The organism is Candidatus Pelagibacter sp. (genome assembly GCF_052049975.1).
In the GTDB taxonomy this organism is placed as follows: Bacteria; Pseudomonadota; Alphaproteobacteria; order Pelagibacterales; family Pelagibacteraceae; genus Pelagibacter.
In genome coordinates, this window is sequence record NZ_JBNGYZ010000001.1 from 1 (window position 1) to 15,774 (window position 15,774).

The 15,774-nt window shown below is 24.5% G+C and carries 14 protein-coding genes; 10 read left to right on the top strand and 4 right to left on the bottom strand.

Annotation, left to right across the window (positions count from 1 at the left end; translation table 11 throughout):
* The first annotated feature begins 42 nt into the window (after positions 1-42).
* Complete coding sequence (locus ACTT9U_RS00005; protein WP_440931146.1) at positions 43-1,569, top strand: sulfatase-like hydrolase/transferase; 1,527 nt, start codon at positions 43-45, stop codon at positions 1,567-1,569.
* An 11-nt stretch (positions 1,570-1,580) separates the two neighbouring features.
* Here ACTT9U_RS00005 and ACTT9U_RS00010 read toward each other — a convergent pair whose 3' ends face one another.
* Complete coding sequence (locus ACTT9U_RS00010) at positions 1,581-2,273, bottom strand: class I SAM-dependent methyltransferase (protein WP_440931147.1); 693 nt, start codon at positions 2,271-2,273, stop codon at positions 1,581-1,583.
* A gap of 105 nt (positions 2,274-2,378) precedes the next feature.
* Between ACTT9U_RS00010 and ACTT9U_RS00015 the strand changes: the two genes are divergently transcribed.
* The 4 genes from ACTT9U_RS00015 to ACTT9U_RS00030 are packed head-to-tail and all read left to right on the top strand — an operon-like array spanning position 2,379 to position 7,949.
* On the top strand, positions 2,379-3,263 hold the full coding sequence (locus tag ACTT9U_RS00015; RefSeq protein ID WP_440931148.1) for an AAA family ATPase: 885 nt from the start codon (positions 2,379-2,381) through the stop codon (positions 3,261-3,263).
* A complete protein-coding gene (locus ACTT9U_RS00020; protein WP_440931149.1) occupies positions 3,253-4,164 on the top strand; it encodes a hypothetical protein in 912 nt (303 codons plus the stop codon). The genes ACTT9U_RS00015 and ACTT9U_RS00020 overlap by 11 nt, the downstream gene beginning before the upstream one ends.
* Positions 4,157-6,091, top strand: coding sequence for a transglutaminase-like domain-containing protein (locus ACTT9U_RS00025; protein ID WP_440931150.1), 1,935 nt, complete (start codon positions 4,157-4,159; stop codon positions 6,089-6,091). Before ACTT9U_RS00020 ends, ACTT9U_RS00025 begins: the two co-directional genes overlap by 8 nt.
* Positions 6,072-7,949 (top strand): hypothetical protein, encoded by a 1,878-nt coding sequence (locus ACTT9U_RS00030; RefSeq protein ID WP_440931151.1) that lies wholly within the window; start codon positions 6,072-6,074, stop codon positions 7,947-7,949. Before ACTT9U_RS00025 ends, ACTT9U_RS00030 begins: the two co-directional genes overlap by 20 nt.
* A gap of 37 nt (positions 7,950-7,986) precedes the next feature.
* On the opposite strand, the gene ACTT9U_RS00035 is transcribed toward ACTT9U_RS00030, so the two are convergent.
* Entirely contained in the window at positions 7,987-8,592 is a 606-nt protein-coding gene (locus ACTT9U_RS00035) for a pilin (RefSeq protein ID WP_440931152.1), read from the bottom strand.
* A 175-nt stretch (positions 8,593-8,767) separates the two neighbouring features.
* Between ACTT9U_RS00035 and ACTT9U_RS00040 the strand changes: the two genes are divergently transcribed.
* Complete coding sequence (locus ACTT9U_RS00040) at positions 8,768-10,672, top strand: tetratricopeptide repeat protein (RefSeq protein ID WP_440931153.1); 1,905 nt, start codon at positions 8,768-8,770, stop codon at positions 10,670-10,672.
* Complete coding sequence (locus ACTT9U_RS00045) at positions 10,656-11,360, top strand: glycosyltransferase (RefSeq protein WP_440931154.1); 705 nt, start codon at positions 10,656-10,658, stop codon at positions 11,358-11,360. Before ACTT9U_RS00040 ends, ACTT9U_RS00045 begins: the two co-directional genes overlap by 17 nt.
* On the opposite strand, the gene ACTT9U_RS00050 is transcribed toward ACTT9U_RS00045, so the two are convergent.
* Complete coding sequence (locus ACTT9U_RS00050; RefSeq protein ID WP_440931155.1) at positions 11,349-12,968, bottom strand: hypothetical protein; 1,620 nt, start codon at positions 12,966-12,968, stop codon at positions 11,349-11,351. The two genes, ACTT9U_RS00045 and ACTT9U_RS00050, sit on opposite strands and share 12 nt — an antisense overlap.
* A 66-nt stretch (positions 12,969-13,034) precedes the next feature.
* On the opposite strand from ACTT9U_RS00050, the gene ACTT9U_RS00055 reads away from it, so the two are divergent.
* Positions 13,035-13,721, top strand: coding sequence for a hypothetical protein (locus ACTT9U_RS00055; RefSeq protein ID WP_440931156.1), 687 nt, complete (start codon positions 13,035-13,037; stop codon positions 13,719-13,721).
* Here the strand turns inward: ACTT9U_RS00055 and ACTT9U_RS00060 are convergent.
* Complete coding sequence (locus ACTT9U_RS00060; protein WP_440931157.1) at positions 13,718-14,443, bottom strand: zinc-ribbon domain-containing protein; 726 nt, start codon at positions 14,441-14,443, stop codon at positions 13,718-13,720. The two genes, ACTT9U_RS00055 and ACTT9U_RS00060, sit on opposite strands and share 4 nt — an antisense overlap.
* A gap of 38 nt (positions 14,444-14,481) precedes the next feature.
* Here ACTT9U_RS00060 and ACTT9U_RS00065 point away from each other — a divergent pair, with 38 nt between their 5' ends.
* Together ACTT9U_RS00065 and ACTT9U_RS00070 are read left to right on the top strand one after the other, a co-directional pair.
* The gene (locus tag ACTT9U_RS00065) at positions 14,482-14,985 is read left to right on the top strand and encodes an STAS domain-containing protein (protein WP_440931158.1); all 504 of its coding nucleotides are present in this window, start codon (positions 14,482-14,484) and stop codon (positions 14,983-14,985) included.
* Positions 14,986-15,741 (top strand): prepilin peptidase, encoded by a 756-nt coding sequence (locus ACTT9U_RS00070; RefSeq protein ID WP_440931159.1) that lies wholly within the window; start codon positions 14,986-14,988, stop codon positions 15,739-15,741. It begins immediately after the preceding gene.
* The last annotated feature ends 33 nt before the right edge of the window (positions 15,742-15,774 follow it).

The following is a 15,774-nucleotide window of genomic DNA, read 5'->3' on the forward strand; positions in this document are numbered from 1 at the left end:
GTATATATCCTATAAGCCAAAACTTAAAAAAATATAAAATATATGATAAATAAAATTTATCAAATCTTATCTAACAAAAAAAAAAATTTAATTATCTCTTTCTTATTTTTTTTTATTTTTTTTTTTACTTTATGGATCAAAAAAACATTTGGAGATCAAACTTCTTATAGTGAATTAATTTACAACGTATATTCAATATTTATCGACTATCAAACACTACCTTTAAGCTATAAAATAAATTTTTTATTATACACACTTAACACATCTTTCTTTTTTGCATCTTTGCTCATTATTTTGATAGAGAAATATAAAATAATTTTTTTCTCTAAAAATAAATTTTTTCTTATAGTTCAATCTATACCTATGATTAAATTTTTATTGTTAAATTACAAAATATACATATTTTACAGTATATTATTTCTTATAATACAATTTAAATTTCATCATTATTTTTATTCAATTTTACAATATCAAGTTAATTCAAAGTTATATTTTGATGCAAAAAATATAAAATTTATCGAACCAACAGAAAAAAAAAATTTAATATTAATTTATTTTGAATCATTAGAATACGATGTTAATAATATTTTACCTAAAAATAAAAAAAATCCACTACAAGAATTAGAAAAATTATCCGGTAAAAATATTTTTAACTTTAAGCAATCTCCCGCAACATCAATTAGTATTGCTGGTATATTTGCTAGTCAATGCTCAACACCTTTGTATCCTTATATATCAAAAAGAATTAAGGAATTTAATCAAAAAAAATTAAGATGTTTAAGTGATGTTTTAAATGATTTTAATTATAAGCAATTTCATTTTATGACAGTAGACAAAACTTTTCACAGATCAAACTTGTTTTTAGAAAACCATCATTACAAAATATATGATAATCATAAAATAAGGCAGAGATTTCCAAATGCAAAAAATTCCTGGGGGGACGGTGTTTTTGACGATTTAATGTTTAATTTAGCAAAAGAAAAAATATTACAACTAAAAAAAAACAATGATCATTTCAATGTTGTAATTAAAACGACTGATACTCATCCACCATTTATTACATCTCCAACATGTAAAAATTCACTAAATAAAAAATTTGATAATGATAAAACTTATGAAATTTTAGAACAATTAAATGACTCATATATGAAAACAAGAGCATATAACGCTTATAAATGTACAAGTATTTTAATAAAAAATTTTCTTGATGATTTAAAAAAAGAGAGTGTTTTAAGTGATACAATTGTTTTAATCATGGGTGATCATTTAGCTCACAATAAATATGATATTATAAGCAACAACAATGAGGAAAGAAATTTATATTTTAAAATTAATACAAAAAATATTTTTACTAGAAACTTAATGAATCATTTTGATATTGCGCCTACTATTTTACATGAAATGGGATTTTTACCAGAAGATATAAATCAATACGGTTTTGGAATTTCGTTATTTAATTCAAATGAAAACTTTAATTATGATAAACATTTTAAATCAGTTATGAATATAAAAGTTATAACCGATTTTTATATAAAAAAATTATTTGAAAAGAAAAGCACTATACAATAATGTAAATTTTTTTATTTCTTAGTGATTATTAATATTAGTGACTTACCAAATAAATGAAAAATCAACTTATCAAGTTTTTTTGATATAGGTATCAAATAATTCCATATTTTTACTTTTAGATTAAAATTATTTTTATAATTTTTAGTAAAAAGTTTTGACATTAAAGATAACAAATATCCAATACAGTCGTAATATTTAAATTCATAGGATGAATAATTTAAATTTGTAAAAAGATTAAGTAATGTTTTTTTATTGTATCTTCTAAAATGACCCACATCTTTATCAAAATCAGAATACAAATGCTGAAATGCTGGAACATTTATTATTAATTTGCCACCTGATTTTAATGAATTGAAGATTTTAACTATCTCCTGATGATCATTTTGAATATGCTCTAAAACATCAAGATAAACTATCGTATCATACAAATTTTCTCTTAACGAAAAAAACTCATTTTTGATAATAAATTTTTTTTCATTAACATATTTTGATTTAAGTTTTTCAAATAATGGTTTTGATGGTTCAAATAATTCTATTTCATCTGCTTTATCTTTATAAATCCTTAAATTCTCACCATTTCCAGGTCCAACTTCAGCTACACGACCTTTTAGGTGGTGTATTAATAATTCATTTTGATAATTTCTAAAATTATAAGAATTATCAAAATGCTCTAATTCCCACCCTTCATACTCAATATTACTCATATTTAGGTGTTTTCTATATCATAACAAAACAATTCACAATTTTTATAATTTTGATATATCAGGCATTACTAAATGCATCACTCATTAATCAATTCAAATAAATAAATGTATAAAAATTTAATTCAAGCTATTCAAAAAAAGGTTATTGGAAATGATTTCAAAATAAAAATTTCTTTAGCAACTATATTAAGTGGTGGGCATATATTAATTGAGGATCTTCCAGGTACTGGCAAAACGACATTTGCAAAATCATTAACTTCTGCGATGAATTTAAAATTTAAGAGAATACAATTCACATCTGATTTACTTCCAAGTGATATAGTTGGTTACACTTATTTAAAAAATGATGAATTCATAATAAATAAAGGTCCAATATTCACTAATATTGTTCTTGCTGACGAGCTAAATAGAGCCAGTCCAAAAACACAAAGTGCTTTTTTAGAGTCTATGGAAGAAAAAACAGTTACAATAGATAAAGAAACTTTTGAATTGCCAAACCCATTTTCAGTCATTGCCACTCAAAACCCTTCTGATTTATCTGGAACTTCTTTATTACCAGAATCTCAGTTAGATAGATTCACTATTTCATTTTCTTTAGAAGAATTAGATAAAAATCAAAGAATTGAAATGTTAAAATCCAAAAATGAAAATATTCTCATTAAATCTGAATTTAAATTTGAAAATAGTATAGAACAAATAAGTAAGATTAATATTAATGATAACGTACTTGAATATCTAGATAATATTTCTGAATATATAAAGGACAATTATAATAATACTCATATTTCACCAAGATGCCTTAAACAAACAATTAATCTTGCTAAATCATTATGCTTAATTAATTCAAGTGAATATGTTACCTATCAAGAGATCAAAGATGTAGTGCCATATGTTTTAAGACACAGATTAAATATAGTTGAAAAAAATGAATTCTTTAATTTCATAAACAATGAAATATTAAATAAAGTTCCTCTTCCTGATGATAAATAATTTTTGGAAAAAAATTATTTTAAAAAAATCACTATCAAATAAAAATGTAATTAATAGAAAAAATTTATACATCTTTCCAAGTTTTAGGGGGTTTCAAATTGCAGCTCTTATTTTCTTTTGTTTTGCAGTTGCAATTTTTTATCAAAATAATTTTGCTTTACTCTTATCAATTATATTATTTTTTATATATTTTATTTCTATTTTGATTTCTTATCAAAACTTATTGAATTTAAAAATTTCAATAAATAACAAACTCTATCCTGCAAAAAAAATAATTGATCTTGATTATCAAATTGAGGAAAAGCAAAATAGAGAAAGGTTAAATATCAATATTGGAATTGATAAAAAAAGTATAAACAAAGATATACAAGATAAGACTTCTGTAAATTTAAAACATAAGTTTGAAAAAAGAGGAATTACTCAAACACCTATCTTAAATATAAATTCTAAATTTCCATTTGGTATAATAAATACTTTTACAAGTGTATCTTTTCATGAAAGTCTTACAATTTTTCCTGAACCAATTAAACCTTCTAATGAAGTTTTTGATGAATTATACCAACTTAACACTGATGAGGGTTTTGATTATGAATTTGATAAAATAGAAGAAATACGAGAAAATACAAACTTATCAAAAATTTCATGGAAACATTCATCTATTAGAAAAAAACTTTACGAAAAAAAATTTAAATTTTCTAATAATTTACAACATGTAACTATTGATCTACAAAAATTAAAATCAGATAACTTGGAAAAGAAGCTTTCATACGCAAGTTATTTAATTGAGTACTTTTATAAGTTAAAAAAGCCGTTTTTATTAAAAAATAAAGAATTTTTATCTCCTATTGCCTGTTCATTAGAGCACAGAAATAAACTCCTAACTTATTTAGCAAATGTCTAGAATTAATTTATTAAATTACAATTTTAATTCATTATTAATATTATTACTTAGCTATTTACTAATATTTACGGAAGTTGATTTGGTAAGTAATGTATTTTTTTTTCTTTTATTTTTATTTTCCGTTTTTCAAAAAAACTTTAAATATAGATATAAAAAAATCCCAAGTTCGATATTAGCAATAACATCTATTTACATTCTCTTTGTTTTAAGTGATCAAACACTATCAAAGGAATATTTTATAAATTTGATACTTGCCTTAATATTTCTTAAATATTCGGAAATAGAAAATAAAGATCATCATTATTTTTTTAGTTACAGTTGTGTGTTCTTAGCAATAAGTTCATTAGTTTATGGACAAGATTTGATAAGTTCTTTGTTATCATTTGCAATTGTAATTCTTTCAATAATTCATCTCTACTCTTTAAATCAAGTTAAAATTCTTAAATTGAATATCAAAAATCTTGCTAAATATTTTATTTTTGCATTGAGTATTTTTCCAATAATTGCTGTGGTTTATTTTATTTTTCCAAGAGCAGAACTGAATATAAAACTTTTTGAAACTAAAAAAAATCAATTAGGAATTCCTGAAAAAATAAGCTTAGGATCATTTCAAGATATTTCAGATAGTGATGAAAATGTTTTTATATTCACTGATGCAAATAAAAATATAAATCAAAAATATTATTTTAGAGTGAAAATATTTGATAATCTTAGTTCAAGCAAAGATTGGCTTAATACAGATTATAAAATATTACTTTCTATGTTCAAAGATAATTTTAAGATAAAACAAAATAATGATGAAAAAGAGGTTACTGCTAATCTTCTAATGTTTCCTCATGAAAAAAATTGGATACCAAAACTATCAGGATACTCTTTTGAAAACCAAGATCTTAATTTCAATTATATAAATGATACAATTAAGCTAAATAAAATTTTAAATAATAAAAAATCTTTTAAACTTTCTTCAGAAAAAAGAAAAATTTTATATGAAAACAAAATAATTAATTACTATACACTTTTGCCTAAAAACATATCTCCTAAATTAAAGTCTTGGGCAAATGAAAAATATTTAAATTCAACAAATGATAAAGATTATTTAGATAAAATTCTTAATGAATTTAAAGAAAATGATTTTTATTATAGCTTAACACCAGCTTCACTGGGAAATAATTATGAAAAGTTTTTCTTTGAAACTAAAACTGGTTATTGTGAATATTATGCTGGTACGTTTGCTATACTAGCGAGAATTGTTGGCATTCCATCAAGGATAGTAACTGGATACTATGGCGGGTCTTATAATGATCTTGGAGATTTTTATACCTTTAAACAACAAGATGCACATTCATGGGTAGAAGTATTTATTGAAGGTAAATGGATACATTATGATCCAACATTATCTGTTCCAATTAAGAACATATTAAATTCAAACAATGCAAATTTTGATAGCACTACATCTAGTTCTCAAACATCAACTAACACAAATGAAATAAAAATAAATAAATTTGGTTTATACTTTGATTACATAAATTACTTATGGACAAATAGCTTTTTACAATATGATGAAAAATCAAGACAAAATTTCATTAAAGAAAAATTATCTAAAATTGATATCTATAAAAAAATTTTACTAATTGTTTTGTTTATTATGATAATGTTCTATTTGTTTAAAGTAGCTAAATTTATTTATTCTAAAGATATTTTATATAAATTATTTTTTAATACTTTAAAAAATAGAAACAAAATTTCACTAAATTTGATGACTCATCAAGAAATTTATAAAAATTTAAATGAAGATGAAAAGCAGAAGTTCAGTCAACTATTTGATCTTTATGAAAAATTTAAATTTAGTAAAAGTTTTAAAGTCTCATATATGTATTTTTTCAAAACAAATCTGCAAATTTTAAAATATGCAATTTTTAACAGATAATAAAAAAATAATTACGAAAATTTCTTTTGTTTTACTGGCGTTGCTTATTTTCTTTTTACATCAGATTATTTTTTTATCTTATCTAAACATTGGATCGTTTCACTACGATTGGCAAAGCATTCTATCAAGATTAACTGTTGGTAAGATATGGTTTTTAAAAAATGGATTATCAATTCCTTGGTTTTCACCACATATTTGTTGTGGTGCACCCTATTATTCTAATCCACAATCAGAATTTTACTCTCCGATACAATTTATATTCTTATTCTTAAAACCACTCACAACTATAAAAATTACTTTTACTCTGTATTCATTGTGCGCCTTTGTAGGAACTTTACTATTATTGAGGAAAATATTTAAGCTTTCTTATTATTCATCACTAATTGGTGGTACTATTTTTTTGTTCAATAATTATTTTGTTTTTCACTATCTATCTGGTCATCATTCTTGGGGTTTATTTGCTTTGGTACCAATGTTTTTTTATGTATCGGCTTTATCATTGGATAAAATACAGAGGAAATATGAATTTCTTTTTTATGTTCTTGTTTCCTCTTTAATTTTTGCTCTGATGATGCATAGCGGTGGAACAAGAATTATATTGGAAATATTAATTTCTGTTTCTTTTATAACTTTAATTCATCTAATTTATAAGAAAAATTTAAAGATAATATATATTATCAGTACCAGTGTATTAATTGGTTTAATAGTATCTTCCTCTAAAATTTATGCTGCTTATTCGTTTGTTGAAAATATATCAAGAGACGTTGAACCAATTTTTTTTAATTCGATAATTAGTTTTTTTAATTTTTTTATTAAATCTTTTTTTTTATTTCCTGATAAAAATTTACCTGTTGATGTAGCAGATGTTATTGGGCGTCTTAATGTGATGGAATTAACTTTTAATGTTTCAATAATACCCATAATTATATTTATTATTTACCTTGTCAAAATCAGTAACACCAAAAAGAAAATTAAATTTGTAACAAATAAATTAAATTTTTCATTTTGGTTTATTTTAATTCTCAGCATTATAATCTTAATTCTTATTAATTTTCAAAATACCTTTTTAGGTTCATTAATTAGCAAAATTCCATTTTTAACAACAGATTGGATTACAATCAGGTTATTAGCTCCATTAATATTAATTTTTACTATAGGTTCAGCTATTCTTTTTGAAAGAATTTCTTTTAAAAGAATAAAACTTGTAACAATAGTTTTTACAGCAATTGTAATAAGTCAGAATCTCTTGTTTGATAGAAATGAATTATACAGAGTATTTTCTCAAAATTATTTTGGCGGACTACTAAATGCAAAAATCACAAAAGATAATATTGAAAAATTTAAGATTGATAAAGTTTTTTCGATTTTAGACAAAAACTCTAAATATATTGGACCTAATCCACATTTCTTTTTTTTAGATAATAAATCTATGCAATTTTGTTATTTCTCAATATTTGGTTACGATTTAGAAGCTTTAAAACCGATTGTAAAAAATCTAGTTTTTTCATACCGAAAAGATGAATATGTTCTAGATAATAACGCAAAATTATCTGAAACATGGAAAGGTAGAAAGGTTTATTTTTTTGAAGGTGATCCGTTACTAGAAGTAGGTAAAAATTTAAATTTTATTAATCCATCATGTTATTTAAACCCAGAAGATAACAATTGTGAGAAAGATTTTTTTTTCAAAATAAATGATAAACAAAAATTAGAAAATTTTCTAAACTATAAACCTTTTGCATTTAAGCAATTAAAAATTCAAATTTTATTTAACTATTTGAGTTTAATTTTTTTTATGATTTGTGTGGTTTATGTAATTATATACCTAGGTCTTAAAATAAAAAAAAACCCCTCTTAAAAATTTAAAAGGGGTTTTTTTAAAAAATTAAATTAAATTATTTTAATTGGAATACTTTACCTTTGTATTCATTTGTAGAACCAGCTGTTCCATCTGCAGTGAAATATTCTACTACAAACCAACCAGAAGTATCACCAGCAGCAATATTAGCTCCTGTTTGAGACGCATCTGGAATAGACGCTCCACCAGCTGAACTATCAGTTCCTGCTAAGAATTTAACGTTAATTTGACCTTTCTTAACATCAGCAGCTGCTGAGTTATATACAACTTGGTTTTTACCTGCTGCATCATATGGATTTTTAAATGCATTTCCATAACCGTTTGTAGCAAAATAACATGTTAGACCTTCTACAAAGTCACCCATTGTTTTACTGTAAACAGTGTATGGCGCTAAGTCAGCTGTTGCACATGATGTTCCAGCGCTAAGTGCACCAGATACAGTTTGAATATTGTTATTTAACAATGTTAATTCTGTTTCAATAAATCTCTTTACTGAACCAAAATTAGCTATTGCAACTCTGCTTTTTGCAGAATCTGTATAACTTTGATACCCCACGATTCCAACACCCGCTAGTACACCAATGATTGCTACAACAACCAAAAGCTCTACAAGTGAGAAACCTTTTTGAAGTGCTTTTTTCATAATTATGATCCTTTATTATTAAAATTATATATATATATAAGAGCTTATCTATCAATAATTTGGTTGATGTAAATGATTAATTTTAATCAATTTTAAAGAATTCCAGTATGTTTTGTGAACACTTTTATTGTGTTTTTTGTACCATTTTCTTAAATTAAGGCTATTTGATTTGATGATGAAATTAAACAAGACTCAATTAAAAATATTTGAATATTTGGCCTATATAATTTCGTTTGGCCTCTTTATTTTTCTATTTGGTAAAACTTTAGAATATGGAAGAACTTTTGATGACTTCATGTTGGTTGATAAATTTACTAAATCTCCTGGAGATGCAAAATTAATTTCAAGTTTCTTTTATGCAAAATTTCATTTTTATCCAATATATTTTCTCACACACGAATTAGATAATTTTTTAACATTCTTATTCAACTTTAATGGTATTGAAATTACAAATGCTAAAATTGCAAAATTCACAAACATCTTTTTGCATGTAACAAATTCTTTTTTTGTTTATTTGCTTTTAAAAAAAATTTTTAAAATAGAGAATGATTTTAAATTAAACATTTTAATCTATTTAAACTCATTAATTTTTTTATTTCATCCAATAGCTTCACAAGTAATATTTAATATCACGACCCGTAATGAAAGTTTGGCTTTATTTTTTGGATTATTAACTTTTATTTATAGTTTGAGCTATTTTGAAAATGAAAAAAAAATAAATTTTTTATTTATTTCTCTCTTATTTTTCTTTTCTTTGTGTTCAAAATTAATGGCAGTATTTTTTGTAGGCCTTATACCACTTTCTATTTTTTTAGTAAATTATTATAAATCAGAATTAAGAAAGAATTTAAATAAAAACATTAAAATATTTTTATTATTAATTTTAATTTTTTTAATCTATTATTATTTAAGAAATATATTTACTGTATCAAATAAAATCTATTTTATAAATGATCTAAGTGATTTTATATTTCATTTCTTTACATCATTTAAATTTTATTTAATTGGCTTGTTTTTTCCCTATGAGCATATCTATGTATATGCTGACAATTATGATTTAAAGTTATCAATATTTTTATCAATTATTTTTCTGATATTTACAATTTATTCTTTTTTTATTTTTTTAAAAAAAAAAGATCCATATTTACTAATTGGTATTCTTTGGGTTTATGCTAGTTTAGCATTACCAGTTTTGTTTGGTTTAATAGAAAAAGGATTTCCTTTAATTTCTAATTTAGCAGAGAGATATCAATATTCTTCAATTGTGGGATTTGTAATTATTTCAGCTTGGTTTATAAAAAAATTTAATGATAACTTTCAAAAAATACTTTTTGTAAGAGGGTCTCTGATAATAATTTTATTGTTATTTATATTTATTCTGAATGATAGAAGTAAAGTTTATGTTAGCAATACTGTATTCATGAACCAAATTGATGAAAATAGTCCTAGAAATGTTCATCGATATGCTTTTTCGACAGAAATGACTAATGCAATATTCGTTGATGACCCAAAAAAATATAAGTTCAACCTTTATCAATTTTATCAGGTTGATCCATCATTTGAGTTAGCGATTATGGAATTTCTGAAATATTATACTTTTGAAGAAAATGATAAAGGAATTGATTTTTTTGAAAAAGAACTTGATAAATACTATAAAGACAATCCACCAACAAGATTTAGACTGGCAATTTTTTATAATTTAAACAAAAAATATACTAAAGCAGAAACTGAAATTTTAAATATTTTTGAAAAATATGATGAAATTAAAAAAGAAATGAAAAGTGAAAATAAAACGGTAACATTTCTTGATCCAAGTATAGATGATTTGCATTTTGAATTAGGGAAAATATATTTTAATTTAGAAAGATATGAAGAAGCATTAGATAATTTTAAGGCTGCAAATATTGTAAACCCTTTACACGCAACAGCCTTATTTAATGCAGCATTAACCTTAAAAAAGTTAAGTTTACCTGATGATGCAGCAAAACTATTTGAAGAAGCAATAAATATTAACCCATTTTTAAGAGAAACTGCTAAAAACATTCTCGCTGAAGCGGAATATAATGAAAAACAAAATTAGCATAGTTATTCCAGCCTTAAATGAGGAAAAAAACATTAAACCACTTACTAAAAGAATAATTGAAAATCTAAGAAATATAAAATTTGAAATAATTTTTGTTGATGATAACTCAGTTGATCAAAGTAAAACTGTTTTATTAGCTCTTTCAAAAAAATATAAGTTTTTTAATCCCCTGTTAAGAAAAAAAGATAGAGATCTCACACAATCTTGTTTTGATGGAATTGAAAAATCGAAGTACCCAAATATATTAATCATGGATGCAGATTTGCAACATAATCCAAAGTACATACCATTAATGCTAAAGGTATTTAGCAATGATAGTGATGTTGTTGTTGGTGCAAGAAAGCTTACATCGGGAAAAAATAAGGGTTTATCAGAATTCAGACGTTTTGCGTCTGTAATTCTAATTTTCTTTTTTAAAATTTTTAATATCAAAACAACTGATCCGATGAGTGGTTTTTTTTTATTTAAAAAACAACTTTATAAAAAAAATAAGAAACATTATTTTGGAAAAGGATTTAAAATTTTAGCCGATATTTTAATTAACTCAAAAGATAAGTTAAAAACTAAAGATGTTTATATCGATTTTAATAGACGTTATGAAAGCGAAAGTAAAATGAGTTTTAAAATTTTAGTTATTCTAATTCAATTTTACTTAACAAGTTTGTTGAAAAAATTATTTATCTAACAATTTTTTGGCTATTTCATCTATTGCTAAATCATTATTCTTTATCCAATCTCTTGATTTTTTTGAAATTGAATTTTTAACATATTTTTTAGCATCAAATAAATTTGTAAATTTTTTTGTTGGCCTTTTAAATTCTCTATTTAAATCAGTCGAACCGATTTTATCTAGAACGCTTTTAATTTCATATTCAGATAATTGTTCTTTTAATAAATCAAACTGTTTATCCATTTCTTTTTGAATTTTAGGAAATACTTCTTTTTTTAGTTCCTCAGAAATTAATTCTGGGCTCATGTTATTTTGATTTGATTGAGCTGCTTTTGTCTCCATATTTTTTTGAAGTATAGAGTGGCTATTTTGAAGTTCCGAAGAATGATACATTTGTAACATTCTCATATTTTGCATATCCATAATTTTTGACATCTGATCAAATTTATCTTGCAGCTTTTCGGACTCTGTTTTATTTTTTTGTCTTTCTTCAATTTTGTTTATTAACTCTGGTTCTAAATTTTGAACTTTTTGATTTAAATCATTAATTTTTTCAGAAGCTTCGTTTTTATAAATGGTAATTTTATCTAATGTTTCATCTATTTTATTGTTTAGATTGTTTAATGAGTTTTCAATTTTTAAATTATAATCTTTTAAGTCACTAATTTTTTCCTCAAACTGTTTCTCTAAATTTAAGTTTTCCTCTAGTTTTTGAGGGCTATTAAATTGTGTTAAATTTTCATCTATTTTTGAGGAAATTGAATTTATATTAGTTTGTATATTGTCAAATTGATTATTAAGTTGACCAATTTGATCTTCTAAATTTGCAAAGTTTTTATTGGCCTCATCTTCGTATTTAGAAAATTCTTGATGATAAGTATCGTTAATATTATTTAGTTTGCTCTCTAAGTTTTCTTCAGATCTATTTAATGCCTCAGTTAATTTAATATCAAGCTCATCATTAAACTTTTCTGAAAAAAGATTTTTTTGATTTAATATCTCATCTAATTTTTCAGTTAATTCAGAGCTATTAAGATCTAAATCATTGATCTTATTATTTAAGAGTTCAAGTTGTTCATTTGAAAAAGATGGAACTTGAGAAATTTTGTCTTGTACATATTCTTCATTGAGAACTATTTCGTTCTCATCTTTCTTAGCTAAAGTCACCTTTTCGGCAACTTCATCAGTTAAATTGATAATATTTTCTACCTCTTCAATTAATTCTATAATTTTTTGATTTTTATTATTTGAAACCTCGTCTTTTAATTCAATGATATTTTCACTTATATTTAATAGATCATTGTTGGCTTCATCAATAGCGTTAATATTTTGATCTAATACCTCGTTATTTAAAAAAATAACTTTTTGTGCTTTGTTGTTAATACTTTTCTTAGGTGATGGCTTTGACGATATTTCTTCGTTGCTTATGGCTACAGTTTTGTCTGTGCCAGTCGAAGACATTCTTGTTTGTAAACTATCATTAAGATCAATTACTTGATCAGTGAATATTTCTTTTAACTTTTGAATATATATCTGTCTTGATAATTGAAGTTTTTTGTCTTTTAGTAATTCAAGCTTAATTTCATCTAGAGTTTTTTTGATGTAATTTGGGCTTTTTTTCATATAATAAATTTAAAGTACGAATCATTAACAGTTTATCAAACCTGCTAATGATAGTAAAAAATTATAATGTTTGGATCTAACAAAAATAAATCAAAAACCGTAGAAGACGAATCGATCAAAGATAAATCTAAATTTGTTGTTGTTGGATTTACAGTAATGGTATTTTCTTTTTTAGTTTTTGTAATCAGTGAAATTTACACATCTTTACAACTTTCCAACCAAAGTAATTTAATTAGTGGATCAACTAGTGTTCAGGAGGAGTCTGATACAATTGTACTGGAGATGGCCAAAGTTGGAAAAGAAGTTAATAGAGCAGAATACAATTATGCTAAAGAGATAATGAATTTTATGTCACCAACTGAATTTCAAAATTTTAAAAATTCAATATCAGGAATGGCTAATGAGTTTAATGTTCAAATTAATAGTTTAAATGAAGTTGATGGAGATCGTCTTGGTAAAGTATATGCGATAAATTATATAGAATATCAATTTTTAAGTACATTTGAAAACTTAACTTTTTTAAAGAACAAAATTGCTGAAACTAACTTTAAACTAAACATTATTGAAGAAACAATTATGAGAGAAAATCCAAACTCTAATAAAGTAATTGCAGAAGGAAAAATTGGTGTTTATGTTTTTCCTGGTAAAGAAAAATTACTCAAAGATAAAGCTAAAATCATTGAAAAGTTTCAAAAAGAAGAAGAAAAATTAGCTGAAAAAGCTAAAGCTAAAGCTGAAAAAGAAAATAATTAGTTAAAACCTAAAGGCACTCTTATATATTCATAAACTGGTACTAAAAAATCTAAGTAACTTTTCATGAATGGAAAGGCCATACCAATATCCTCCCTCATAGGTACAATAAACACTGAAAAAACTAAAGTTAAAAGAATTAGCAAATAAAATAATAGTCTAGTTCTTCTTGCAACATCTACTTTTTGATTTTCTTCTGAATATGCAACTTCCTTTTTTTTCTCAATTGCTTTGGCTGCATCACGCATGTGATCTTTTTTAAAAAGTTTTTGGAAAAAATTTAAATTTTTATCTCTTTCAATTTTCAAATTATCTAAATTTTTATCCATCTCCTCCTTAGACGGAAGGTCATCATCTTCGTCAGTAAAAATTTTAAAACCAGATGTTTTTTCGTTTATGTCTTTATCTGCTTCTTTAGCAATTTCATCTTCATCTATGGTTGATAATAATTCTTCATCGTCTTCTATTGGCGGTTCCTCTTTGGTATTAGAAACAGGATCCTCGTAATCAGTTTCATTTGGAAAATTGTCATTATTTGATTGCTCGATCTGTGTTTCTTGATTTTGGTAATCTAAGGTTTCGTCAGTAGCGGGTGAATTTCCTTGATCGGGATGATAATACCACACTTCTGAACACGAACCGCATCTTACTTTAGAGCCCTCTGCCGGCATGGCGTCATCTGCTAGCCTGAACTTCTTTTTTCCACAAATACAGTCGATAATCATATGTTGTAATTTAAAATTAATAATATAAAAAAGACCATATGTCTATCGAACAAAAAATCGACGGTACCGTAGGTAAATTATTCCTTTCTGATGAAATTGATTTAGATAAGTCACCTATGGTGAGAGAAAATATAAAGCAGCTTATTGATCAAGTAAAAACTATAGAAATACAGCTTTCAAAAGTGAAATATATTGACTCATCAGGGATAGCGGCACTGGTAGAAGGTATGCAACTATCTAAAAGTAATTCAAAAGAATTTTTCTTAACAGATGTTAGTAATGAGGTAATGAAAGTTATACAATTAGCTCACTTAGATAAATTTTTTAAAATCAAAAGTACAACTGGCCAGAACGCTCTTGAAGATAGCCCTGAACCAGAAACTGCACCTGAGCCTGAACCTCAAGCAAGTGAAAACGTAGACCTTGCACCTAGTGAAGAGCCTCAGCCTGAGCAAACTAACCAAGAAACTGAAGAAACACAGCCAAGCATTAGAAGAGATGATGATGGTGGTGAGGACGATAAAATAAAATTTAAAAGATAAGTGTTTTCCATACTCCTGTTTATTATTGGTGGGATTTTTGGAAGCTTTTATAATGTTTGTATTTACAGACTACCAAATGATCTAGATATTGTTTCAAAGAATTCTTTTTGCATAAATTGTAAATATAAAATTCCCTTTTATCTAAATATACCAATTGTTTCTTATATTTTGAATTTAGGTAAATGTAGAAATTGTAAAAATAAAATTAGTATTAGTTATTTGATTGTAGAGTTGTTTACTGCAGTTCTTTTCGTTTACTCTTATAAGTTATATGGATTAAGTTTTGAGTTTCTTGGTTATATAATTTTTTATTCTTCATTGATCATTATTTTTTTTACGGACTTTAAGTATTATGTAATATTAATTAATATTACAATTCCAATATCTGTAATTGGGTTATTATTATCTTTTTTTAATCTTAATCCTTTTGAGGCGAGTATTTACGAGTCTGTTATTGGTGGTGTGGTTGGATATCTAGTTATTTTTATAATTCGTTATTTATTTTTTAAAATTAGAAAAATTGAAGGAATGGGTCTTGGTGATGCAATGTTATTTTTAATGGTTGGTGCATGGCTTGGTATAAAATCAATTTATTTAATTTTAGCAAGCTCGGCACTTGTTGGTGCATTAGTTGGGATTTTAATTATTTACATCTATAAAAAAGATAAAAATTTTCAAATACCATACGGATGTTTTATTGTTATTGCTGCTGGCTTATATCCTAAGCTAGGTTCACTCTTTTATAATATGATCTAAAGATATATTATCTATTAAAGTGATTCGTTAAAA

Excerpts from the sequence above, each read along its gene's own strand:
- ACTT9U_RS00005 (WP_440931146.1), top strand. The coding sequence starts at position 43 with ATGATAAATAAAATTTATCAAATCTTATCTAACAAAAAAAAAAATTTA.
- ACTT9U_RS00010 (WP_440931147.1), bottom strand. The coding sequence starts at position 2,273 with ATGAGTAATATTGAGTATGAAGGGTGGGAATTAGAGCATTTTGATAAT.
- ACTT9U_RS00015 (WP_440931148.1), top strand. The coding sequence starts at position 2,379 with ATGTATAAAAATTTAATTCAAGCTATTCAAAAAAAGGTTATTGGAAAT.
- ACTT9U_RS00020 (WP_440931149.1), top strand. The coding sequence starts at position 3,253 with ATGATAAATAATTTTTGGAAAAAAATTATTTTAAAAAAATCACTATCA.
- ACTT9U_RS00025 (WP_440931150.1), top strand. The coding sequence starts at position 4,157 with ATGTCTAGAATTAATTTATTAAATTACAATTTTAATTCATTATTAATA.
- ACTT9U_RS00030 (WP_440931151.1), top strand. The coding sequence starts at position 6,072 with ATGCAATTTTTAACAGATAATAAAAAAATAATTACGAAAATTTCTTTT.
- ACTT9U_RS00035 (WP_440931152.1), bottom strand. The coding sequence starts at position 8,592 with ATGAAAAAAGCACTTCAAAAAGGTTTCTCACTTGTAGAGCTTTTGGTT.
- ACTT9U_RS00040 (WP_440931153.1), top strand. The coding sequence starts at position 8,768 with ATGAAATTAAACAAGACTCAATTAAAAATATTTGAATATTTGGCCTAT.
- ACTT9U_RS00045 (WP_440931154.1), top strand. The coding sequence starts at position 10,656 with ATGAAAAACAAAATTAGCATAGTTATTCCAGCCTTAAATGAGGAAAAA.
- ACTT9U_RS00050 (WP_440931155.1), bottom strand. The coding sequence starts at position 12,968 with ATGAAAAAAAGCCCAAATTACATCAAAAAAACTCTAGATGAAATTAAG.
- ACTT9U_RS00055 (WP_440931156.1), top strand. The coding sequence starts at position 13,035 with ATGTTTGGATCTAACAAAAATAAATCAAAAACCGTAGAAGACGAATCG.
- ACTT9U_RS00060 (WP_440931157.1), bottom strand. The coding sequence starts at position 14,443 with ATGATTATCGACTGTATTTGTGGAAAAAAGAAGTTCAGGCTAGCAGAT.
- ACTT9U_RS00065 (WP_440931158.1), top strand. The coding sequence starts at position 14,482 with ATGTCTATCGAACAAAAAATCGACGGTACCGTAGGTAAATTATTCCTT.